Source organism: Fulvimarina uroteuthidis, from assembly GCF_034321785.1.
GTDB classification, from domain to species: domain Bacteria; phylum Pseudomonadota; class Alphaproteobacteria; order Rhizobiales; family Rhizobiaceae; genus Fulvimarina; species Fulvimarina uroteuthidis.
Window position 1 is genome coordinate 171720 of the sequence record NZ_JAXLPB010000001.1, and the last position, 22431, is coordinate 194150.

Here is a 22431-nt window from a genome sequence, read left to right on the forward strand (position 1 = left end):
AAGGGACGATCTCTCGAAAACGCTTCGTCCCGATCGTTTTTCATGCCTTTCGGGGCTTGGCCCGCGCCGTCGGCCTCGCATTCGCGGGATCTTCCGGCCATTCGTGCTTCAGGTAGCGGCCGCGCAGGTCGGCACGCACGTCGGCCCAGGAACCGGCCCAGAAGCCGGGAAGATCGCGGGTGATCTGGATCGGGCGATGGGCGGGCGACAGCAGCTCGATGGTCAGCGGCAGGCGCCCGTCGGCAATCGCCGGATGGTGCTTGAGGCCGAACAGCTCCTGCACGCGGATGGCGAGAACCGGGGCCTCGTCGTCGTAGCGAATCGGATGGCGATTGCCGGTCGGCGCCTCGAAATGGCTCGGCGCGAGCTCTTCCAGCCGGCTTCGCAGATGCCCCGGCACGAGCGCGTGAAGCGCTTCCCGCAACGCCCCTTCGTCGATGTCGGACAGGGCCTGCGCGCCCGGAACGAACGGCGCGAGCCAGTCGGAAAGGCCCGATCGGAGCGCTTCGTCGGACAGGTCCGGCCAGATGCCCGGCTGGGCCCTCGCGACGAAGCGCAGGCGGCGCAACAGCCGCTCGCCGTCCTTGCCGAGCGGCAACGCCCTAAGGCCGAGACCGGCAAGGCCCTCCATCAAGGCGGCGGTCGCGTCCGGCCCGGACGGGTTGGGCAGCGGCGTTTCCGACAGGACGATGCTTCCCAGCCTCTCGACCCGCCGCGCCCGGACCGCTTTCGCGCCCCTGTCGAACGTCACGACGTCCTCGGTCTCGCCGTCCCGTTCGAACAGAAGGGCGAGCGCTGCGTCGGACAGGGGCGCCGCCGAGAGGATCCGCCCGGCCCGCGCCGCGCCTTGCAGTTCGGCGACGACGAGCGCCCGGTTCCTTGCCAGCGCTTCGACGGGATCGAGCTGGCCGCCGCGTCCGTTGGCCAGGACGTAGGCGCCCGGCGCGCCGCGCCGGAGGGCGACCCGGTCGGGGAAGGCGAGCGCCAGGAGCATGCCGGGTTCACCGGCGATCGCGGTCTCGTCCTCGAGCGAAGAGACCGCCCTTCCGGCCATGTCGGCGATCCGCCGGGCGAGCTGGTCCGCGGCCCTTGCGCGCGGCGACCTGTCCACCGCGAAGCGGCGCAGGCGCTCGGAAAGATCGGCATCCGTGCCGCCGAGCCCGCGCTCGGTCAGAAGAACGGCGAGACGCGCCGCCGTCTTGCGCCCGTCGCGCGGCGCGGCAGCGACCATGCGCGCAAGACGGGGGACAAGCGGCAGGCCGCGCATCGCCTCGCCCGTCGCGGTCAACCGCCCTCCCGCGTCGAGCGCGCCGAGATGGCCGAGGAGCTTCCGTGCCTCGTTGAGGGCGCCCTCCGGCGGCGGATCGAGGAAATTGAGATCGCGGGGGTCCGCAACGCCCCACGCGACGCAGTCGAGGACGAGGCCGGACAGGTCGGTTCCGAGGATTTCCGGGGGATCGAACGCGTCCAGCGCCTTCGTCTGCTCGGCCCGCCACAGGCGCACGGCGATGCCGGGTTCGGTGCGGCCGGCGCGCCCTGCCCGCTGCGCGGCCGAAGCTTGCGAGACGCGGACGGTCTCCAGCCGCGAGAGCCCGGTGGCGGGCTCGAAGCGCGGACGCCGCGACAGGCCGCTATCGATGACGACGCGCACGCCGTCGATCGTCAGTGACGTCTCGGCGATCGAGGTTGCCAGCACCACCTTGCGTTCGCCGCGCGGCGCCGGCCGCACCGCCCGGTCCTGCGCGGCTCCGTCCATCGCGCCGAACAGCGGCGCGACGACGACGCCGGCCGGCACGCGGTCATCGAGCCGCTCGGCGGTGCGCTGGATCTCCCGCTGGCCGGGCAGGAAGGCCAGGATGCTGCCGGTCTCGTCGGCCAGCGCCTCGCGGATCGCCGCCACCATGACGTCCTCGATGCGCTCGGTTCCGGCATGGTCCCGGTAGCGCACCTCGACGGGAAACGCCCGTCCCTCGCTTTCGATCACCGGAGCCTCTCCGAGAAGCCGCGCGACCCGCGCGCCGTCGAGGGTGGCGGACATGACGAGAAGCCTCAGGTCCTCGCGCAGCGCGCCTTGCACATCGAGCGCGAGGGCGAGGCCGAAATCGCCATCGAGCGAGCGTTCGTGAAACTCGTCGAAGATCACGAGTGCGACGCCCGAAAGTTCCGGGTCCGACAGGATCATCCGGGTGAAGACGCCCTCGGTGACCACCTCGATGCGGGTCTTGGCCGACACGTTCGTATCGAGCCGCATGCGCCAGCCGACCGTCTCGCCCACCGTCTCGCCGAGGATCTCCGCCATGCGGCGCGCGGCGGCGCGTGCGGCGAGACGCCTGGGTTCGACGAGCAGGATCCTGTCCCCGCCGGCCAAAAGCGCATCGAGGAGGAACAACGGCGCGAGCGTCGTCTTGCCGGCCCCGGGAGGGGCGACGAGAACGGCGGCGCCGTTCGCCGACAAGGCATCGCCGAGGGCGGGAAGGACGGCGGACACCGGGAGGGTCGGAAGCTTCGTCATCGCCGACCCCTACGAACGGCGCGGCACGAGTTCGACCAGCGGACCGCCGGCGGCCTCGGCGTCCTCGCGGTCGTGGGTGACGAGCAGGGCGGGAATCGCCCGTTCGCGCACGAGACCGAACACGAGTTCGCGCATTGCCGTGCGCAAGGGCGCATCGAGCCGAGAGAACGGCTCGTCGAGAAGCAGGGCACGGGGTTCGGCGAGAAGCGTGCGGGCCAGCGCCACACGCGCGGCCTGCCCGCCGGACAAGGTCGCGGGATCGCGGTCGAAAAGGCCTTCGAGCCCGACGCGGGCGAGCATCGCCCCTGCCCGCTCGCGGCGCGCCGCCTGTCCCCTCGCGTCGCGTTTCAGGGCGAACAGCAGATTTGCGCCGACGGACATATGCGGGAAAAGCAGCGCATCCTGGAACAGGAGCCCGACCGAGCGGCGCTCGGGGCGTTTTTCGTCGATCGCCTCGCCGTCGAGAAAGACGCGCCCCTCGGAGGCGAAGGCCGGATCGAGAAAGCCCGCGATCAGCGCGAACAGCGTCGACTTGCCGGACCCCGACGGCCCCATCACGGTCAACACGTCCCCCGGCGCGATCAGTCGATCGATCTCGATCAGCGTGCGGCCGTCGAGGCGGATCGCAACGTCCGCGAGGCGCAAGCCTCGTTCCCTTGGCGAATATGGTCTCATGCGCCTTCCATGCCGCGTCTGCTTCGGAACGCCAAGCCCGGCAGGAGGCTCGCGACGAGAAAGACGAGCGCGGGAATGATCGTCTGGAGTAGCGCGTAGACGCCGATGACACGCCGGTTGCCGCCCGAGGCGAGCGCGACGGCCTCCGTCGTGATGGTCGTCAGGCGGCCCGCGCCGATGAGGACGGTCGGCAGGTACTGCCCCACGGAAACCGCGAAGCCGATGGCGAACGATGTGAGGATCGGCGCCAGGAGCAGCGGGACGCGCACGCGCAACAGCGCATCGAGCCGGCCGTGCCCGAGGCTCGCCGCGACCACTTCGTAGCGCGGTTCGAGCGCGAACCAGGGTCCGACGAGGGCGAGCGCCACATAGGGCGCGACGAAGACGAGATGAACCGCGACGAGAAGCCAGAGCGAGGGCTCCGCGCCGGAGGCGACGACGAGGATCTGAAGGCCGAAGACGAACGCGATCTGCGGCACGATGAGCGGCAGGTAGAGAAGCCCGGCGATGAGCGCGGGCAGAACCGGTCGCGATCCCGCCATGCGCGGGGTCGCCTGCCGGTGGGTCTCCAGCATGAGGATGACCGCGCCGAGCGCGATCAGGCCCGAAAGGGCGGCGACCAGCGCGGTCGTCACCAGCGGATCTTCGACGCGCGGCAGCGCCCGGGTCCAGGTGCTCAGCGAAAGGGAGGGCGGCAGCGGATCGGGAAAGCTCCAGAACCCGGAGAACGACCAGAGCACCAGCATGAAGAGACCGAGAACCAGCGACAGACCGGCCAGGACGACCGGCAGGGACGCCCCCGCCCGCAGCGCGCCGTCGCGCGAAAGGCGCCGCCCGTGATTTGCGAGGCGCTCCCGGATCGCACCGCCCGCCCGTTCGAGCCATATCCAGACGATCAGCGCAGCCGCGGTGACGGCAAGCTGCAGGAGCGCGCCGGCCGAGGCGAGGAACCGTTTCGACAGGTCCGGGTCCCCCATCCATTCGAGCAGCCGGACGGCAAGGGTCGGGGGAACGGACGGCCCGAGAATCAGCGCGACGTCGACAACCGACGAGGCGAAGGCGACGACCGCGAGAACCGGCAGGCGGATCTGCCGGTAGACCGCCGGCCACACGGTGAAGAGAAACGCCGCCATCCGACCGTAGCCGAGCGATCTCGCCAGCATGGTGCGCCGCTCGGGATCGGCCTGGGGCATGGCGGCGAAGGCGACCAGCAAAAGGAACGGCACCTCCTTGGCGATCAGCCCGGCCATCATGGCGAGCCCGAACGGATCGCCGACGATCAGGAGGTCGGGCGGACGCTCGAGGCCGAGCGGTCCGGCGGCAAGACGCACGAGGAGGCCGGACGGCGCGATCAGAAAGGCGAGCCCGAAAGCCGCCGCCGCGTGCGGGATCGCCAGAAGCGGACCGAGCGCGCGCCGCGCGATGCGCACCGGCCTGGATCCGGCATAGGCGGCGAGAAACAGGGCGACGGCCATGACCGAGACGAGCGTCGTGATCAATCCCGTGGCAAGCGACAGGAGACTGGAGCCGAGAAGCCCGGACTGGACCGCGAGATCGCGAAACGGATCGAGCGTGAACGCCTCGCCGCCCAGCGCCGGCAGATAGCCGAAGGCGGGCAGGATGACGCCCGCAAGGCCGACGGCAACGGGCGCGGCAAGAAGGCTGGAGACGATCCAGGGGACAGAGCGGAGACCTGTTGGCGCAGGGCTCACGTGGTATGCCGATGAATTGGAGCAGGATGGGTCAGGTGTAGTGCCTTCGGCATGCGACAATCACGAGCGACTGCGCCTCACCGGCGCCTTCGACGCGGTAGACCAATCGGTGTTCCTTGGAAATTCGGCGAGACCAGAAGCCCTTGAGCTCGCCCTTCAGCGGCGCCGGCTTTCCAATCCCAGAGGACGGATGGCGACTTGCATTTTCGATGAGCGCATTGATACGACCGAGTTCGTTTCGGTCGTGATCGATCCACCAGACGTAATCAGCCCAGGCCTTCTTTGTGAAGACGATCCTCACGAGCGAACCAGTTCGCGCTCCTCGAAGTCGCCGCGATCAGCGTCCGCGATCGAAGCGCGGAGATGAACCCTGTTGGCGGGATCGCTCAGGAGAAAAATCGTCTCTTTCATGGACTCCCATTCGCGGCAGGATACCAGAACCACGGCATCCGCGCTGTCGCGGTTCACGACGATCTCGTCCCGCCCAGCGTCGAGATGCTCAAGATGGGCGTCGAGATACGCCTTGAAATCGGCAAGAGAGATCTCGGTCATGGGAAAGCAAAGCTCCACGAAGTAAGACCCCTATATTAGAGGTCGGGCTCCTCCTCATCAACTGCCGTAGCGGGTCAGCCATTTTTCCTCGATCCTCGTCATCCACGAGGGATGCGGTTCGGGTAGCACCGGACCGAGTTCGTCGGGTCCGAGCGTCGCCACGCCCCGGTCGATCGCGGCGAAGGCCTCCCGTTCGGCGTCCGAGAGCTTGTCCAGGGCGAGAATCGTCGGATCGCCCCAGACTTCCGGCTTTTCCTTGCGGATCTGCGCTTCCGGCGAAATCAGGAAGTTCGCGACGACCTTGGCCGCCTCCTTCGATCCGGAATTGTAGGGAATGGTCACGAAGTGCGTGTTGCCGAGGGTTCCGCCCGAAAAGACGAAGGAGCGCACCGTGTCGGGCAGTTCGTCGTTGGCAATGGCGCTGGAGGCTTCCGCCGGATTGAACGCGAAGATGATGCCGAGCTCGCCATCGGCCAGAAGCTGCTTCATCGCCGGATAGTTTGCGGGATAGTCCCGGCCCGAACGCCACATCACAGGGTCGAGCTGATCGAGATATGCCCAGAGCGGCGCCGTCACGCGCTCGAAATCGGCGTCAACGACCGGGTTCTCGAGCACCGCCGGGTCCTCGATCGTTTCGGACAGAACCTGTTTCAGGAAGCTCGATCCCATGAAATCGGGCGGCGCGGGATAGGAGAAGCGGCCCGGATTGGCCTTGGCCCATTCCAGAAGCTCGCCGGCCGAATCCGGCATGGTCTCGAGTGCGCCGAAGCGCGCGGAATCGGTGAAGAAGACGAATTTGGCCCCGCCCCAGGGGCTTTCGCGCCCCTCGGTCGGAACCGTGAAATCGGTGGTGACGCTCGGATTGTCCTGATCGACGAGGCGCCAGTTCGGAAGGCTCGAGGCGAAACCGCCGGCCAGGAGATCCTGCTCCTTCATGGAAGCGAAGTTCTCGCCATTGATCCAGATGAGATCGATGCCGCCATCCTCGTTGCGACCGGCCGCTTTTTCCGCCACGACCTGTGCCACGGCATTGGCGGTGTCGTCGACCTTCACATGTTCGAGCGTGATGCCGTACCGGTCGTCGACCTCTTCGGCCACCCAGCCGATATAGTCGTTGATGTTCTGCGATCCGCCCCAGGCGTTGAAATAGACCGTCTGGCCCCTGGCGGCCGCGACCGTCTCGTTCCATTCGCCGGCGCTTTCGCCGCCATCCTGCGCAAGCGCACCAAGGCCCGTCGCGCCGAGCAGTGCCGCGCCGAGCAGGAGTGTCCTCATCATCGTCATTGGCTTTCGTCCGTCCCTTCGAGGAAGCGCTTCGCACGTGCGCTCCCCTCCGTCTTCGTATTTTCGGTTTCCGACATTACATATGCAACATACGCGGACAGTCGTCCCCCGGACGCGTGTTTGCAACGAAGGCCGCACAAACCTTTGGCGCTCTCCAACGGATCGTTTAAAGGGTGGTGACGCATGCGCAAGACGAGCCGGCCGCCGCAATCGATCGATGACCCCATTTCCCGAGGAGATTTCCCCCATGTCGGACACGCCGCGTGACGAACGCAAGACGCTGGTTCTGACGGGAGCATCGCGCGGCATCGGCCATGCGACGGTCAAGCGCTTCTCCCGCGAGGGCTGGCGGGTGATCACCTGTTCGCGCCAGGACTTTTCCGACGATTGCCCGTGGCCGGCCGGTGCCGAAGACCATATCCGGGTCGACCTCTCGGATCAGGAGGATGTGGGTTTTGCCGTGTCCGAAATCCGGCAGCGGCTCCAGGCCAACGGCTCGCAGCTCAACGCGCTCGTCAACAATGCCGCGATCTCGCCGAAGATCGAAGGCGGCGCGCGCATGGATTCGATCAGGACACCCATGCATCTGTGGCGCGACGTCTTTCAGGTGAACTTCTTCGCGCCCATCATGCTGGCGCGCGGCCTGTTCAAGGAATTGCAGAACGGCAGGGGCTCGATCGTCAACGTCACCTCGATCGTTGGAAGCCGCGTGCATCCGTTCGCCGGCACCGCCTACGCGACGTCGAAAGCAGCGCTCAACTCCCTGACCCGCGAGATGGCCGCCGATTTCGGGCCCTCCGGCATCCGCGTCAACGCGATCGCGCCCGGTGAGATCGAAACCGCGATCCTGTCGCCGGGAACCGAGGACATGATCGGCGACATTCCCCTGCGCCGGCTCGGCCAGACGAAGGAAGTCGCGGACGTGATCTATTTCCTGTGCTCCGAGCAATCGTCCTATGTGAGCGGCTCGGAGCTGCACATCAATGGCGGCCAGCACGTCTGAGGGGCGCCCCGCCGCCGGCGGCGGTTGCTGAAGATTCGTCCGCGCGATATCCGCGCGGACGATCGATCCGGCCTTGCGAGGCGATCGACCGGCCCTGGGGACGAGGCGCGTCAGACGGCCGAGCCGCCGACCACCCTGTAGTCCGGCGTCACGCTGCCGGTCGTCACGAGCATCATGTTCGGAAGATCGTTGTCGTCGAGCTTGGCCTCAAGCGCGGCGCCCGTAAGCCCGAGATCGATCCAGCGCCGCGTCAGGCGGGCCCGCAGGACCTCCTCGGGAACATCGAGAAACACCGTGACGTCGAAGAACTCGCGCAACGGTGCCCAGTCCGGATCGTCGAGAAGCAGATAATTCCCTTCGGCGATGACGATCGGTGTCTGCCGCTCGATGATCCGCGCGCCGGCCCGGGCGATCTCGATCGATCGATCGAACACCGGCACGGCGACGTTCGGTTCCCGATTGTCCCTGAGGCGGCGAAGCGTGGCTGCGAATCCACCAATGTCGAACGTGTGCGGCGCGCCTTTTCGCGGGCGGTGCCCCCGCATCGTCAGAACCGTGTCGTCGTAATGATAGCCGTCCATCGGGAGGATGGCGGCGGTGCCGACACTTGCCTCGTTCAGCAAGGACACGAGACGTTCCGAAAAGGTGCTCTTGCCCGATCCCGGCGCCCCGGCGATCGCGACGATATGACGGCGTGACGCGTCGAGACCGGCGATCGTCTCGAGAAGCTCGTCAGGCGAAACCGAGGCCGATCGGTCCGGCATGGGGCGGGTGTCCTTCTCGTGCATCGTCCGGCAGCCTCTCGCGCCCACCCGACCGCACGAGGCTCCGGCTGTCGCTTCGATCTTACGCATGGGACGTCTTTCGAACATCGATTCCGATCTTCGGAAAAAAGCCCTAAAGAGCCGTTCGCGCCCGCATGGCGGCCGAGAGCGTGCCCTCGTCGAGATAGTCGAGTTCGCCGCCGACGGGAACGCCGTGCGCCAGCCGCGTCGCCTTCACGTCCATGCCGTCGATCTGGTCCATCAGATAGTGCGCGGTGGTCTGGCCCTCCACGGTGGCGTTCACCGCGATCACCAGTTCCTTCACCCTGCCCTTCGAGACGCGCTCGACGAGCTGGCGGATGGTGAGGTCCTCCGGGCCGACGCCTTCGAGAGGCGACAGGACGCCGCCGAGGACATGATAGGCCGCGTTGAGGGCCTTGGCCCGTTCGAGCGCCCACAGATCCGACACGTCCTCGACCACCACCACGACCGACTGGTCGCGCGCGGGGTCCTGGCAGATCGTGCACGGGTCGCTCGTGTCGATATTGCCGCAGACCGAGCACTCGCCGACCTTGTCGAGCGCGTCGGCCATGGCAGCTGCGAGCGGTCGCAGGATCGGCTCCCGCTTCTTCACGAGGTAAAGGGCGGCCCGGCGCGCCGAGCGTGGCCCGAGGCCCGGAAGCTTGGCGAGCAACTGGATCAGCCGCTCGATTTCCGGCCCTGCAATGGGTTTGGCCATGGGACTACGATCTGTCTTGCAAAGCGCACGCGCGGGGGCCGGCCGATGCCGGGTCCACGCAGCCTAGAAGGGCAGCTTCATGCCGGCGGGCAGGTTGAGACCGGCGGTCAGTTCCTGCGTCTTTTCCTGCATCGCGGCGTCGAGCTTGGTCTTGGCGTCGGCATGCGCCGCGACGATCAGATCCTCGAGAATATCGGCTTCCTCGGCGTTGATCATGGACGGATCGATGGTAACGCCCGTCATCTCGCCCTTGCCGCTCAAGGTGACCGAGACGAGGCCGCCGCCGGACTGGCCCGACATGGACATCTGCGCCAACTCCTCCTGGAGGCTCGCCATCTTGTCCTGCATGGCTTTCGCCTGCTTCATGATGTTCATCATGTCTTTCATCGGGCTCTACCTGTCCTCGTTCTCGTCGTCGCTCTCGCCATCGTCGGCGAATTCGTTGTCGTCCATTCCGATATCGTCGTCGTCACCCGAATAGTCCAGCCCGTCCTCGACTTCGGGCAGGCTGCCCATCGCCGTATCCCCGCCTTCGGCCAGTTCGGCAAGGTGCGTTTCCGCCTCTTCCGTCTCGACCTCGCCACGCAGCCTGACGTCGGCGATGCGCGCGCCGGGAAAGGCCCGGAGGACGGCGGCGACGGCGGGATCGAGTTCGGCGTCGCGCAGCAGCGTCCGGCGCTTCTCGGCCCTCGCCTCTTCCAGCGTCGGCGTCTCCACGTCGCGCACGACGGTGACGACCCAACGCGTTCCGGTCCAGTCGTGCAACCGCTTCATCAGGTCACCGACGAGGCTTTCGGGAGCCTCGTCCGTCAGGCCGATCTCGATCCGGCGATCGCCGATCGATTTCAGCCGCATGTAGCGACGGATCGACGCTTCCATCCGCGAATCGCGGTTGGACTTGGCAAGGGCGGCGATATCCTCGAGCGCGTCGATCCGGACATTGGCGAGTTCGGGATCGACCGGCGTGTCCTGCCGCCGGGCGGCGGACATGTCGGGCGCCGAATTCGATGCCAGAGACAGGGGCATCCGGGCCGGCATTCCGCCGCCCGCCATCCTCGCCCCGTGGGCGGCCTGCAGGCGCCGTTCGGGCGATGCCGATGCCGGAACCTGGCCCGACGCCGGCGTGGATGCCCCCGTCTGCGCGGACATTGCCGGACGGTCGAGGCGCTCGGTCCGGGCAACGGGCGAAGACCCCTCGCCATGCGCCCCGGCGCCGGACGATGTATCGTCGCGTGCCGGGCCATCGTCGCGGGCGGGAGAAGATCCGGCATCCGGCATGCGCGGGTTCGGCAGCCTGTCCGAGGCGCCTTCCTTCAGAAGTCTCAAAAGATCGTCCGGCGAGGGCAGGTCCGCGGCATGCGCGATCCGGATCAAGGCCATCTCGGCCGCCTGTTTCGGCGAATCGGCGTTGCGGGTTTCCTCGATCGCCTTCAGGAGCATCTGCCAGACCTGGCCGAGCGTTCGCACCGACAGGCTCTTGGAGAATGCCAGCCCGCGCTCGGACTCGTCCGGCGACAGGACCGCATCGGCCGCCGCCTCGGGCGCGTAGCGAAGCGTCGTCACCAGGTGGGTGAAATCGGCCAGATCGCCGAGCACGACGGAAGGATCGGCGCCGCCGGTATACTGGTCGCGCAGTTCGGACAAGGCGGACGCCGCATCGCCCTTCATCACGAATTCGAACAGATCGATGATCCTGACCCGGTCGGCAAGGCCCAGCATGTCGCGCACGGCGGCCGCGTTCACCGCTCCTGCCCCGTGGGCGATCGCCTGGTCGGTGAGCGAAAGGGAATCGCGGACCGAGCCTTCGGAGGCGCGGGCGATCAGCCGCAGTGCGTCGTCCTCGATCTCGACCTCCTCCTTTGCCGCGATCGTCTTCAGATGGGAGATCAGGACGCTCGCCTCGACCCGCCGCAGATCGAAACGCTGGCAGCGCGACAGGACGGTGATCGGGACCTTGCGGATTTCCGTCGTCGCAAAGACGAACTTCACGTGCTCGGGCGGCTCTTCGAGCGTCTTCAGCAGGCCGTTGAAGGCCTGCGTCGACAGCATGTGCACCTCGTCGATGATATAGACCTTGTAGCGCGCGGACACCGGGCGGTAGCGGACCTGCGCGATGATCTCGCGAATATCGTCGATGCCGGTGTGGGAAGCGGCATCCATCTCCACCACGTCGACATGCCGGCCTTCCATGATGGCCTGGCAGTGGATGCCCGGCTCCTTCATGTGGATCGTCGGCTGGTGGATGGCGTCCGTCTCGAAATTGAGCGCCCGCGCCAGGATCCGCGCCGTCGTCGTCTTGCCGACACCGCGCACGCCCGTCAGCATCCAGGCCTGGGCGATCCGCCCGGTCTCGAACGCGTTCGTCAGGGTGCGGACCATCGGCTCCTGGCCGATGAGGTCGTCGAAGGAATGCGGGCGGTACTTGCGGGCGAGAACGCGGTAGGCGCCCTGCGCATCGCTCGCGGCCCTATCCGGCGCCTCGCTCATCGTCCGCGCACCGGCCTTTGATCCGCCTCTGCGCCTTCGCAGACGGGCGATCGGGACGACGGGGACTGCCGGAAACCGTCCATTCGGGCCTTTTCCATTCTTGAAAGCACGCTGAAGATCGCGCCATGATCGATGGAGCGCGCTTCTGTTTTGCGGCGAATGACGGCGCGGCGCAACCCATCGCCGCCGATGGACCGCGCGACCTTCGGCGCATCGTGGAGCGCACGCGAAAAACCGCTCCGGCCCGCGACGGGCAGGACGGTTCGCGCAAGGTCGAGATCGCCAAAAGGGGAAAAGGTGGGAGGCTGGCACGGTGACCCGTGCCGTTCTCGTTGGGGCTGCTTCCTTCCGGACCTGACCCGGTTGGCGAGTGGCTCGTCCACCACCAACCTCCCGGGCTCCATATCGCCGATGGCCGCCCTAATTGCAAGGCGAAGCAACAGGAAAATGAGGGGACGATGACATCACAGACAGGCCGGTTCGCGCTTGACCCGACCCTCGAAGCGGACTCGCTGCCGGTCAAGAAGCTGGGCCTTTGCGAGCTTCGGCTGATCGATGACAGCCGCTGGCCTTGGCTCATTCTCGTGCCGCAGCGCCCCGATATCGTCGAGGTGTTCGACATGACCCATCTCGACCAGACCATGCTGAGCTTCGAGTTCGGGCTCGTCGCAAAGCCGTTCAAGATGCTGACCGGATGCGACAAGCTGAACCTTGCCACCCTCGGCAACGCGGTTCCCCAGTTTCATTGCCATATCGTCGCGCGCTCGAAGGACGATCCCAACTGGCCGAAGCCGGTCTGGGGTTTCGGCGATCGTGTTCCTTACGATAAGGACGTGGCCGACGCGTTCATCGCCGATATCGTAAAGGCCATTCTCCCCGTATGAGTGCTTCGACAGACCGGACCATCCCCCCCGCGAACGCCCCGCTCGGCTTTGCGACGAACAGCCTCGATCGTTCGAGCGAGGAACGGACGGCGGCCTCGCTCGGCGAGGCGCTGGCCCATGCCGACCCGGTCTTCTTTCTCCAGACGGAGACGGGGTTTCTCTGCGACCTGTCCGGCCCCGCGCCCGAGCCGCGTTTCGCCCGTGATCGCGCGGCGGCGCTTGCCGATCTCGATCACCCGGACATGGTGCTCCTCGGTTATGACGACGCCCGCGTTCCGTTCGTCGCGGTGCCGACGGCGGACGACCGGGAAAGACCGGAGCACATCCGGTCGGTCAATCTGCGCTCGCTCGCCTCGCAGGGCGTGCTCGATCCCGAGACGGAAGGGCGGCTCGCTCAGGCGCGGCATCTGCTCTTATGGCACGGAGACAATCATTTCTGCGCCAGATGCGGCGGACCCACCGTGAACGAGGCCTCCGGCGTACGCCGACAGTGCACGCGCTGCGCAGCCGTCATCTTTCCGCGCACCAATCCCGTCTCCATCATGCTCATCCACGACGATGCCGGCCGATGTATCCTGGGACGCCAGCCGCATTTTCCGCAACATTCCTGGTCCTGCCTCGCCGGCTTCGTGGAAGCCGCCGAAACGCTCGAATCCGCGGTCATTCGCGAAACGCGCGAAGAGGCCGGCATCGAGGTCGGGGATGTCCGCTATCTTTTCAGCCAGCCCTGGCCGTTTTCGAACAATCTCATGCTCGGCTTCATGGCGCGCGCGAAATCGCATGAGATCCGCTTCGATTCCAACGAGCTCGAAGCCTGTCGCTGGTTCGAGCGGGAGGAAGTCCGCACCATGCTGGAGGGCACCCATCCCGACGGCCTGATCGTGCCGCCGCCCCTTGCCATCGCCCATCACCTGATCCGCGCGTTCGTCGATGGCGATGCCTGAACGTTCGGGCGTTCGCTCGCCCCTTGCGCCGGCCGTACCCACCCGGCGCATGGATGGACCGACCTTGAACCCACAGCCTGAACGAGACCGCTCATGACCTATTCGATCATCGGCCGCGATCCCGAGACCGGCGCCGTCGGCGGCGCGGTCCAGTCGAAATTTCCGGGCGTCGCATCGATCGTGCTGCACGGCGACGCACGCTCCGGCATGGTCCATACGCAGGCCTTTTCCAATCCCGACCACGGCCGCGACGGCCTTGACCTGATGCAGCTCGGCGCCTCGCCGCGCGAGACGATCGACATTCTGACCCGCAGCGACGCGGCGCGTGGGCAACGGCAGATCGCCGTGATGAACCTTCAGGGCGAGACCGCCCACCATACCGGCGCGCAGATCGGCACATGGCAGGGCGTCAGCGGCGGCCTTGCCGGCACGGATTGCGTCGCGATCGGCAATTCGCTCTCGAACGACCGCGTCCTTGCGGCGATGACCGACCGCTTCGAGCAGGCGACAGGCGATCTGGCGGCCCGCCTCGTCGCGGCGCTCGCGGCCGGACGCGATGAAGGCGGCGAATTTCGCGGCGTGCAGGCAGCCGGCGTTCTCGTCGTGAAGGCGGGCGGCGGCTATGGCGGACGGTCGGGCCGGCTGGTCGACATCTCGGTTTACGATTCAGCCAGTCCGATCGAGGAACTTTCCCGCTGCTACCGGTTGCACCGCCTGTCCTACTTTCCATCGCGGGACGCGGACATCGTCCCGATCGAGCCGGAGACCGCGGCCTATCTGCGCGCGGTCCTTGCCAGGGTCGGTCTTCTCGAGACGCCGTCGCACGGTGCCTGGGGCGAGCGCGATATCGCGGCGATGGCGCGCTTCATGGGACAGGAGAACTACGACAACCGGATCCGCGACGATGCGCGGATCGACGTCGAGGTCCTAGCCGACATCAGGGCGCGACACGGCGAGGCATAGGCCCTGCGGGTCTCAGGGCGTCCCGGCGCGCCGATCCCGCCGCCGCTCGAGGCCCAGCCGGCTTTCGCGCCAGATGATGAAGATGCCGGCCATCACGACGATGCCGCCGCCCAGCAGCGTCGAGACTTCGATCACCTCGCCGAAGAGCAAGGATCCGATGAGGATCGCGAGGATCAGCGAGGAATATTCGAACGGGGCGATGGTGGACGTGTCGGCGAAGCGGTAGGCCGCCGTCAGCAGCAACTGGCCGATACCGCCCAGAATTCCGGCGACGACGAGTAGCACGGCCTGGCTGAGCGTCGGCACGACCCAGCCGAACGGCACGGACAGGAGCGAGATGACCGTCGCGGCCAGCATGAAGTAAAGAACGATCGTCGCGGTCTTTTCCGTCTTCGTCAGCTTGCGCACCTGGATCATTGCAATCGCGGCGAAGATCGACGAGACGATCGCGGCGATGATGCCGATGCCCTCCGGCCCCGACAGCGCCCCCGGCCCCACGCTGAGGTTCGGGATCGTGACGACCCCGACGCCGACGAGGCCGATCGCGACCGCGGTCCAGCGATAGGCGCGCACCGCTTCCCCGAGGAACAGCGCCGCGAAGACGACCGTGATCAGCGGCGTCGCGTAATTGATCGTGATCCATTCGGGATAGGGCAGCCGCGTGATCGAGAAGAAGCCCAGCCCCATCGCCGAGACGCCGATCAGGCCGCGAATGGCGTGGCCCTTCAGATCGGCCGTGGAAAATGCCGTGCGCAGATCGCCGAGCCAGGCGAGATAGGCAAGCACGGGGGCAAGCGCGAAGAAGCAGCGGAAGAACACGACCTCGCCCGCCGGCACGCTCTCGCCCGTGGCCTTGATCGCCGTCTGCATGCCCACGAAGGAGAGAATCGACAGGAGCTTCAGCGAAACGCCGAGGATCGGGCTGTCCGGTTCGGCGGCGCCATCGGGCATGGGGTCTGGCTTTCGGATCATTGGACGTGAAAGGCGGGAACGGTCCCGTCCCGATAACGAATGCGGCGATGAAATTGCAAATCGGCGACCCGTGTCTACCTACGTTGCAGACATGAAGGGAACGACACCATGCTTCGCACCGATACCGGCCAGACCGTCAAGCTCGACGCCTACTCCGAGACCGATTTCGTCTTCGAGAGCGTCTTCCTGACGATCCGGCTGTTCGACGGCTCGGCTGAGATCGAAAGCGAGATTCGCCTCAGACGGCGCGAAGGGTCCGGCGCGGACGCCCCGCTCGTGCTCGACGGCGACGAACTGACCCTGACCTTCCTCAAGCTCGACGGCGATCGACTTCCGGACGCCGATTACGATGCCGAACCGGGTGGCCTGACCATCCGCAGCCTGCCGGCGGCCGAGGCGTTCACCCTGACGATCGGCACCCGCATCGTTCCCGAAGAGAACACCAAGCTGATGGGGCTTTACCGCTCCAACGGGATCTGGTGTACCCAGTGCGAGGCGGAGGGCTTCCGCCGCATCACCTATTTCTATGACCGGCCCGACGTCCTGATCCCCTACAAGGTGCGGATCGAGGCGCCTAAGGTGGCGGCGCCCATCCTCCTGTCGAACGGCAATCCCGGCGAGACGGGCGATCTGGACAGCGGACGCCATTTCGCGGTCTGGGACGACCCGTTCAACAAGCCCTCCTATCTCTTCGCCATGGTTGCGGGCGATCTGGAGCGTGTCGGCGACACCTTCAGGACGGCCAGCGGACACGACGTCACGCTCGCCATCTTCACCGACAAGGGCCGCTCCCATCAGGCCGGCTACGCCATGGATGCGCTGAAACGCTCGATGGCCTGGGACGAAAGGCGCTTCGGCCGGGAATACGATCTCGACGTCTTCAACATCGTCGCGATTTCCGACTTCAACATGGGGGCGATGGAGAACAAGGGCCTCAACGTCTTCAACCACAAATACGTGCTGCTCGACCCCGATACCGCAACCGATCAGGATTATGCCGGCGTCGAAACCGTCATCGCGCACGAATATTTCCACAACTGGACCGGCAATCGCATCACCTGCCGCGACTGGTTCCAGCTCTGCCTGAAGGAGGGCCTGACGGTCTTCCGCGACCAGGAATTCTCCTCCGACGAGCGCGAACGCACGGTCCAGCGCATCGGCTCGGTGCGCCGGCTGAAGAGCATGCAGTTCCCCGAAGATCAGGGACCGCTCCAGCACCCGGTTCGCCCGAGCGAATATCGCGAGATCAGCAATTTTTACACGGCGACGATCTACGACAAGGGCGCCGAACTCGTTCGCATGATCGCGACATTGCTCGGCCCGGAGGACTTCAGGGCCGGCATGGATCTCTATTTCGAGCGCCATGACGGAGATGCGGCGACCATCGAGGCGTTCGTCAAGGTGTTCGAGGACGTGGCCGGAATCGACCTCTCCTCCTTCGCCCTGTGGTACCATCAGGCCGGAACCCCGACCCTCACCGTCACCGAGGCCTATGACGAGGCGGAGGATCGCTACACGCTGACCCTTGCCCAGTCCCTGAAGCAGGGTGCGGCCGGGACCGGCACGAAGCCGATGCTGATGCCGGTCAAGATCGGCCTCGTCGGACCGAACGGCGAAGACCGTCCGCTGAACCCGAGCCAGGGTGGCGAGATTCGCGAGGACGTCATCCAGTTGAGCGAGGCGGAGGAAACCTTCGTCTTCGACAAGGTCGGCGGACGTCCCTATCTTTCGGTGCTGCGCGACTTCTCCGCACCGGTGACGCTCGACCACGACCAGTCCGAAAGCGACCGGTTGGCGCTTGCGCGGCTTGATCCGAACCCGTTCAACCGCTGGCGCATTCTCAACGATCTCATCGGCGAGCGGCTGGCGGCGGCAGCGGGTGGAACGAGCGAGCCTGCGCAAAACCCGCTGGGCGACGAACTCGTCACCGCCATTCTTGAGACGGCCGGCGACGACAGGCTCGATCCCGCCTTTCGGGCGCAGGTCCTCAACGTTCCCGCCGATACGGAGATCGCGCGGCTGATCGGCGAGAACGTGGACCCGCTGCGTGTCTACGAGACCGCGACGCGTGCGAGGAAGACGATCGCGACGGCCGGGACGCAGGTGTTCGAACGCCTGGTCGCGGCAGCGCCCGCCGACGCCGCCTTCTCGCCGGATGCCGCGAGCGCCGGAAAGCGGGCGCTCGCCAACGCCGCGCTCGGCTTCGCCACCCTTTCCGACGGCCATCCGGACCGCGCCTTCGCCCGCTTCGAAAAGGCCTCGAACATGACGGACCGGCAGGCGGCGCTCGCCATTCTCGTCTTTCGTTTTCCCGAGCACGAGACGACGCACAGGGCGCTCGACGCGTTCTACGCACGCTACGAGGACGACGCGCTGGTCCTCGACAAATGGTTCGCGCTTCAGGCCGCAGCCCCCGGCGAGGACACGCTCGACCGTGTGCAGAAACTCTCCACCCATCCCCGCTTCACCCTGAAGAACCCGAACCGCGCGCGCTCCCTCATCGGCTCGTTCGCGGGGATGAATCCGACCGCGTTCCACCGCCGGGACGGCCGGGGCTATGCCTGGTTCTGCGAGCGTCTCATCGAGCTCGACGCCATCAATCCGCAGATCTCAGCGCGGATGGCGACGGCCTTTCGGGCATGGCGGACATTGGAGAGCGAGCGGCGCGCGAAGGCCGAAGACGCCCTTCGGGACCTTGCAAAACTGCCACATCTGTCGCGCGATCTGAGGGACATCGTCGACCGGACGCTTGCCTGATCGTGTCAAGCGCAATCGCTCAAAATTTACGCTTTGGAAAGGTGTGGACAAGTTGATTCGCGTCTGTTGATATCCTGTTGATTCGGGTGTGTGGCGTATCCGAATCGACAGGTGCGGCAACGGGGAAATTCGACATGCGCGCAGACGCGATCATCGCGTCGGCTGGAGATCTTTTGTCCAAAATCTGGACGATCTCCAACGACAAGTCCCTCTCTTCCGATCTATCGCGTGTCTTTCTTCAACCCTGCGCGCGCCGGGCTCTTCGCCGGGACGAATTCTGGCGGCGCGGCGTTCCCGTTTTCCTCGTCAGCTTCCTGTGCCTCCTGGCGATCATCCGCTTCATGTCGCTGGTCGAGCAGCATGGATCGATCGAGCTCGAGACCCAGCGCGACCTCAGGATCGCGGCGCGGTTTCTCGAGGCGGAGAGCCTCGCCCTTTCGTTGAGCGAGACGGACACCCCTGCGATCGACGAATTGCTGACGAGCCGGCTGCCGGACGAACTCCTCCAGGACGGCCGTTTCGTGGTCGTCAGCAGCAGCGATGGGGTCATCCAGTCGACCACGCCAACCTACGAATTCCTCATTGGATCGAACCTCGTCTCAAAGCTCTCCCTCTCGCCGAGCGCCATCCAGATCGGCCGCGGCGAGACGGCCGTTCCGGGTATCTTCGACGAGAACGCCATCGTGACCACCAGCGTCGATCTTGCCGGGGGCCTCGGTCTTGCGACGATCGTGCAGATCGAATCCGTCGCGTTCGCGAGCTGGCGCAAGTCTCTTGCCGTCAACGTGTCGCTCTTCACTTTCACCAGCCTCGTGCTCCTCGGCATCGTGCTGGGCTATTTCCAGCAGGCCGCGCGCGCCGCGGGCATCGAGGACGACTATAACGAGACCCACGAGCTGGTCGAGACAGCCCTCAATCTCGGTCATTCCGGGCTCTGGAACTGGAACGTGTCCCGCGGGGACCTCCAGCTCTCGGCCTCTCTCTACGAGCTCCTGGGCCTCTCGCCGGTGGAGGGAGCCATCGGCTTTCCCGAGATCGAGAAGCGGCTTCACCCGTCCGACCTGTGGGTCAAGAACCATATCTACCGCGTCGTCGCGGGCAATCTCCAGAGTTTCGACCAGACGTTCCGGCTGCGCCACCGCGACGGCCATTATCTGTGGCTCCGCGCCCGCGCGGAGGCGACGAGCAAGAGCAATGGCGAGCGCCATCTGGTCGGCATCATCGTCGACGTCAGCGAGCAGCAGGCGCTCACCGAGCGCACGCAGGAAGCCCATCACCAGCTTCACAGCGCGATCGAGAACATTCCCGAGACCTTCGTTCTGTACGACAGCGACGACAGGATCGTCCTGGCCAATTCGCGCTATCGCGCCGTGTTCGGCCTGACCGAGGAGGATACGCGGAGCGGCACGCATCTTTACGACGTCGTCAGGAAATCCCGCAAACCGATCGGCGGCTCGGCGATCTCCGGAAGCATCACGCGCGACAGCGAGAGCGCATCCGAGATCAATATGCCTGACGGACGCTGGCTGCTCCTGTCGGAGCGGCGCACGGGTGACGGATACATCTCGATCGGCGCCGACATCACGCAGCTCAAGATGCACCAGAGCCGGCTGAGGGAGTCCGAGGGTCGCCTGACGGACATCATCCATACGTTGAGCGAAACGAAGAAAGACCTGACCCGGAAGGCAAACCAGCTCGAGGATCTCAACCTCAATTTCCGGGCGGAAAAGAACCGCGCCGAAGCCGCATCCCGCGCGAAATCGACGTTCCTCGCCAATATGAGCCATGAGCTGCGCACGCCCCTCAACGCCATTCTCGGTTTTTCCGACATCATGCGACACGGCCTTCTCGGCCCGCTCGGGTCGGACAAGTATACCGGCTACGCAAACGACATCTTCGAGAGCGGCACGTTCCTTCTGCAGCTGATCGACGACATTCTCGACATGCAGCGGATCGAGAGCGGCCGAACCACGATCGTCCCCCATGCCTTCGACCTCTGCGAGGCCGTCGAGGAGACGGCGCGCATGGTGGAAGCCTCCAGCGCCAAGCGTGGCATCAACATCACCATCGAGCGGCCGGAATCGGTGACGCTCGTCGCCGATCGGCGGATGATCGCCCAGATCCTCATCAATCTCATGACCAATGCGGCGAAGTTCTCCGATCCGGGCGGAGAAGTCCGGGTGTGCGTGAAGGAGCGCGCGAATGCCGTCCTCCTCAGCATCACGGATCGCGGCGAGGGAATTTCCGCCAAGAACCTCGAAAAGATCGGGCGTCCGTTCGAGCAGACCGAAAGCGAATGGACCCGCACGAAGAAGGGAACAGGGCTCGGCCTCGCCATTTCCCGCTCCCTGACCGAACTGCACCATGGCCGGTTCCGGATCGCGTCCACGCTGGGCGAAGGCACGATCGTCTCGATCCGCCTGCCCAAGGACACCGCGCACGCCGGAGGCGTCGCTTGAGGCGCATGCCTTGAGCGGAACGGTCCGGCGCCGAATGTGGCGCCATTGATCAATTGTTAGGCCCCCACCCCTAAACTCGGCGCGAATTGAACGCTGGCGACGCATGGCTTCCCGCAAGCCGTGAGCCTATGGCGGCGAACGATGTCCGGGGACCGCAATGGACCATATCGACCAATATTCGGATCTCCAGAGCCTGAAGGCACATACGCCCGGCCCCGCCGTCACGCCGGACCAGGCAAGCCACGCCGAACTCAACAGCCTCGCCGCCCGGATCGCCCAGCACTACCGCACGGACTTCATCACGCCGCACCTCCTGACCGGCTATCTGCGCCTTGTCGAATTCACGGTGCTCGCGCTGCTCGGCTCGGTCTTTCTCGTCTTCTACGTCGAACTCTCGACGCGGCTTCTGTGGTCCTACGTCACCGTCATCCTCCTCGGCTCGGCGCTCGGAGTGATCGCGATCAATCTGGCCGGCGCCTATCGGCTGACCTTCCTGCGCCGTTCCGTCCTCGCCCACTGGCGCGTGGGGGCGGCCTGGATGGCAGTCGTATTCGGCATGACGGCCGCGCTGTTCTTCCTCTATGACGACAACGATCATTCCCGTGTGTTTCTCGCAGGATGGTTCCTCAGCGGCTTCGCGGCCTTGAGCGTCATCCGCCTGGTCCTGTGCTCCTTCATCCGCAAATGGGCGCGCGACGGGCGCATGGAGCGCCGGGCGGTGATCGTGGGCGGCGGCAAGAACGCCGAGGATCTGATCCGCGGGCTCGAAGCCCAGTCCGATTCCGACATCCGGATCTGCGGCATCTTCGACGATCGCAACGATCGTCGCTCCCCGCCGGTCGTCGCCGGTTACCCGAAGCTCGGCACCATACCCGAGCTCGTCGCCTTCTCGCGCATGACACGGATCGACATGCTGATCGTGACGCTTCCCCTGTCGGCGGAGCAGCGTCTGCTGACGCTCCTGAAGAAGCTCTGGGTGCTGCCCGTCGACATCCGGCTTTCGGCGCACGCGACCGAACTGCATTTCAGGCCCCGCAGCTATTCCTTCATCGGGGAAATCCCGATGATCGACGTGCTCGACCGGCCGCTGGCCGACTGGGACTGGATCGCCAAGCGCGTATTCGATGTCGTGGTGGCGGCGCTGGCGATCCTCGTTCTGTCGCCGGTTCTCCTGATCACGGCGCTCGCCGTGAAACTCGATACGCCGGGCCCGGTCATCTTCCGCCAGAAGCGCCATGGCTTCAACAATCAGACGATCGAAGTGTTCAAGTTCCGCTCGCTGCGCCACGAATTCTCCGACCCGGAGGCAAGGCGGGTCGTCACCCGGAACGATCGCCGCGTCACCCGGGTCGGCGCGTTCATCCGCAAGACCTCGATCGACGAGTTGCCGCAGCTCTTCAACGTCCTGCGCGGCGAGTTGTCCCTCGTCGGTCCCCGTCCCCACGCGCTGCATGCGCAATCGAGCCAGAACGAGACCTTCACGTTGATCGTCGACGGCTATTTCGGACGTCACAAGGTGAAGCCGGGCATCACGGGCTGGGCGCAGATCAAGGGCTGGCGCGGGGAGATCGATCAGCCGGACAAGCTGAAACGGCGTTTCGAGCACGATCTCTACTATATCGAGAACTGGTCGCTTCGGCTCGATCTCTACATCCTGCTGATGACGCCGATCAGCATGCTGAGGAAGACCGACGGGGCATACTGACGCGTACACCCGCGAACGC

18 protein-coding genes and 1 other RNA gene are annotated in these 22431 nt (G+C 66.0%); 7 read left to right on the forward strand and 12 right to left on the reverse strand.

Features of this window, described 5'->3' with window-relative positions; genetic code table 11:
* Window positions 1-40: 40 nt before the first annotated feature.
* The 6 genes from hrpB to U0C82_RS00740 are packed head-to-tail and all read right to left on the reverse strand — an operon-like array spanning window position 41 to window position 6735.
* On the reverse strand, window positions 41-2512 hold the full coding sequence (gene hrpB, locus U0C82_RS00715; protein ID WP_322184886.1) for an ATP-dependent helicase HrpB: 2472 nt from the start codon (window positions 2510-2512) through the stop codon (window positions 41-43).
* Window positions 2513-2521: 9 nt separating this feature from the next.
* Window positions 2522-3187: an ATP-binding cassette domain-containing protein gene (locus tag U0C82_RS00720; protein WP_322184888.1), complete on the reverse strand. Its 666-nt coding sequence runs from the start codon at window positions 3185-3187 to the stop codon at window positions 2522-2524.
* Entirely contained in the window at window positions 3184-4899 is a 1716-nt protein-coding gene (locus U0C82_RS00725) for an ABC transporter permease (RefSeq protein ID WP_322184890.1), read from the reverse strand. Before U0C82_RS00725 ends, U0C82_RS00720 begins: the two co-directional genes overlap by 4 nt.
* Window positions 4900-4930: 31 nt before the next feature.
* Window positions 4931-5200 (reverse strand): Txe/YoeB family addiction module toxin, encoded by a 270-nt coding sequence (locus U0C82_RS00730; protein ID WP_322184892.1) that lies wholly within the window; start codon window positions 5198-5200, stop codon window positions 4931-4933.
* A complete protein-coding gene (locus tag U0C82_RS00735; protein WP_322184895.1) occupies window positions 5197-5451 on the reverse strand; it encodes a type II toxin-antitoxin system Phd/YefM family antitoxin in 255 nt (84 codons plus the stop codon). The genes U0C82_RS00730 and U0C82_RS00735 overlap by 4 nt, the downstream gene beginning before the upstream one ends.
* A 57-nt stretch (window positions 5452-5508) precedes the next feature.
* Window positions 5509-6735, reverse strand: coding sequence for an ABC transporter substrate-binding protein (locus U0C82_RS00740; protein ID WP_416186594.1), 1227 nt, complete (start codon window positions 6733-6735; stop codon window positions 5509-5511).
* Between the two features lie 247 nt (window positions 6736-6982).
* Between U0C82_RS00740 and U0C82_RS00745 the strand changes: the two genes are divergently transcribed.
* Window positions 6983-7738: an SDR family NAD(P)-dependent oxidoreductase gene (locus U0C82_RS00745; protein ID WP_322184897.1), complete on the forward strand. Its 756-nt coding sequence runs from the start codon at window positions 6983-6985 to the stop codon at window positions 7736-7738.
* Between the two features lie 110 nt (window positions 7739-7848).
* On the opposite strand, the gene U0C82_RS00750 is transcribed toward U0C82_RS00745, so the two are convergent.
* From U0C82_RS00750 to ffs, 5 genes are all read right to left on the reverse strand, one after another.
* Window positions 7849-8502, reverse strand: a complete 654-nt coding sequence (locus tag U0C82_RS00750) for a nucleoside/nucleotide kinase family protein (RefSeq protein ID WP_322184899.1) — start codon at window positions 8500-8502, stop codon at window positions 7849-7851.
* Between the two features lie 133 nt (window positions 8503-8635).
* Window positions 8636-9241, reverse strand: a complete 606-nt coding sequence (recR, locus tag U0C82_RS00755; RefSeq protein WP_322184901.1) for a recombination mediator RecR — start codon at window positions 9239-9241, stop codon at window positions 8636-8638.
* A 63-nt stretch (window positions 9242-9304) separates the two neighbouring features.
* On the reverse strand, window positions 9305-9628 hold the full coding sequence (locus U0C82_RS00760) for a YbaB/EbfC family nucleoid-associated protein (protein WP_322184903.1): 324 nt from the start codon (window positions 9626-9628) through the stop codon (window positions 9305-9307).
* Between the two features lie 6 nt (window positions 9629-9634).
* Window positions 9635-11728, reverse strand: a complete 2094-nt coding sequence (locus U0C82_RS00765) for a DNA polymerase III subunit gamma/tau (RefSeq protein ID WP_416186595.1) — start codon at window positions 11726-11728, stop codon at window positions 9635-9637.
* A gap of 297 nt (window positions 11729-12025) precedes the next feature.
* Window positions 12026-12122: signal recognition particle sRNA small type (ffs, locus tag U0C82_RS00770), an RNA gene on the reverse strand.
* 64 nt (window positions 12123-12186) lie between these two features.
* Here ffs and U0C82_RS00775 point away from each other — a divergent pair.
* The 3 genes from U0C82_RS00775 to U0C82_RS00785 all read left to right on the forward strand — a co-directional run bounded on the left by U0C82_RS00775 (window position 12187) and on the right by U0C82_RS00785 (window position 14519).
* Entirely contained in the window at window positions 12187-12612 is a 426-nt protein-coding gene (locus tag U0C82_RS00775; RefSeq protein WP_322184905.1) for an HIT family protein, read from the forward strand.
* A complete protein-coding gene (gene nudC, locus U0C82_RS00780; RefSeq protein ID WP_322184907.1) occupies window positions 12609-13556 on the forward strand; it encodes an NAD(+) diphosphatase in 948 nt (315 codons plus the stop codon). The genes U0C82_RS00775 and nudC overlap by 4 nt, the downstream gene beginning before the upstream one ends.
* Window positions 13557-13649: 93 nt before the next feature.
* Window positions 13650-14519: a DUF1028 domain-containing protein gene (locus tag U0C82_RS00785; RefSeq protein WP_322184909.1), complete on the forward strand. Its 870-nt coding sequence runs from the start codon at window positions 13650-13652 to the stop codon at window positions 14517-14519.
* A gap of 12 nt (window positions 14520-14531) precedes the next feature.
* On the opposite strand, the gene U0C82_RS00790 is transcribed toward U0C82_RS00785, so the two are convergent.
* Window positions 14532-15470: a DMT family transporter gene (locus U0C82_RS00790; protein WP_322184911.1), complete on the reverse strand. Its 939-nt coding sequence runs from the start codon at window positions 15468-15470 to the stop codon at window positions 14532-14534.
* A gap of 129 nt (window positions 15471-15599) precedes the next feature.
* Between U0C82_RS00790 and pepN the strand changes: the two genes are divergently transcribed.
* From pepN to U0C82_RS00805, 3 genes are all read left to right on the forward strand, one after another.
* The gene (gene pepN / locus U0C82_RS00795) at window positions 15600-18248 is read left to right on the forward strand and encodes an aminopeptidase N (RefSeq protein WP_322184913.1); all 2649 of its coding nucleotides are present in this window, start codon (window positions 15600-15602) and stop codon (window positions 18246-18248) included.
* Window positions 18249-18421: 173 nt separating this feature from the next.
* Entirely contained in the window at window positions 18422-20707 is a 2286-nt protein-coding gene (locus U0C82_RS00800) for a sensor histidine kinase (protein ID WP_322184915.1), read from the forward strand.
* A 157-nt stretch (window positions 20708-20864) separates the two neighbouring features.
* A complete protein-coding gene (locus U0C82_RS00805) occupies window positions 20865-22412 on the forward strand; it encodes an undecaprenyl-phosphate glucose phosphotransferase (RefSeq protein ID WP_322184917.1) in 1548 nt (515 codons plus the stop codon).
* Window positions 22413-22431 lie beyond the last annotated feature (19 nt).

Excerpts from the sequence above, each read along its gene's own strand:
- U0C82_RS00760 (WP_322184903.1), bottom strand. The coding sequence starts at position 9,628 with ATGAAAGACATGATGAACATCATGAAGCAGGCGAAAGCCATGCAGGAC.
- U0C82_RS00775 (WP_322184905.1), top strand. The coding sequence starts at position 12,187 with ATGACATCACAGACAGGCCGGTTCGCGCTTGACCCGACCCTCGAAGCG.
- U0C82_RS00735 (WP_322184895.1), bottom strand. The coding sequence starts at position 5,451 with ATGACCGAGATCTCTCTTGCCGATTTCAAGGCGTATCTCGACGCCCAT.
- U0C82_RS00740 (WP_416186594.1), bottom strand. The coding sequence starts at position 6,735 with ATGACGATGATGAGGACACTCCTGCTCGGCGCGGCACTGCTCGGCGCG.
- pepN (WP_322184913.1), top strand. The coding sequence starts at position 15,600 with ATGCTTCGCACCGATACCGGCCAGACCGTCAAGCTCGACGCCTACTCC.
- U0C82_RS00750 (WP_322184899.1), bottom strand. The coding sequence starts at position 8,502 with ATGCCGGACCGATCGGCCTCGGTTTCGCCTGACGAGCTTCTCGAGACG.
- U0C82_RS00765 (WP_416186595.1), bottom strand. The coding sequence starts at position 11,728 with ATGAGCGAGGCGCCGGATAGGGCCGCGAGCGATGCGCAGGGCGCCTAC.
- U0C82_RS00785 (WP_322184909.1), top strand. The coding sequence starts at position 13,650 with ATGACCTATTCGATCATCGGCCGCGATCCCGAGACCGGCGCCGTCGGC.
- U0C82_RS00720 (WP_322184888.1), bottom strand. The coding sequence starts at position 3,187 with ATGAGACCATATTCGCCAAGGGAACGAGGCTTGCGCCTCGCGGACGTT.
- U0C82_RS00745 (WP_322184897.1), top strand. The coding sequence starts at position 6,983 with ATGTCGGACACGCCGCGTGACGAACGCAAGACGCTGGTTCTGACGGGA.
- nudC (WP_322184907.1), top strand. The coding sequence starts at position 12,609 with ATGAGTGCTTCGACAGACCGGACCATCCCCCCCGCGAACGCCCCGCTC.
- U0C82_RS00805 (WP_322184917.1), top strand. The coding sequence starts at position 20,865 with ATGGACCATATCGACCAATATTCGGATCTCCAGAGCCTGAAGGCACAT.
- hrpB (WP_322184886.1), bottom strand. The coding sequence starts at position 2,512 with ATGACGAAGCTTCCGACCCTCCCGGTGTCCGCCGTCCTTCCCGCCCTC.
- recR (WP_322184901.1), bottom strand. The coding sequence starts at position 9,241 with ATGGCCAAACCCATTGCAGGGCCGGAAATCGAGCGGCTGATCCAGTTG.
- U0C82_RS00790 (WP_322184911.1), bottom strand. The coding sequence starts at position 15,470 with ATGCCCGATGGCGCCGCCGAACCGGACAGCCCGATCCTCGGCGTTTCG.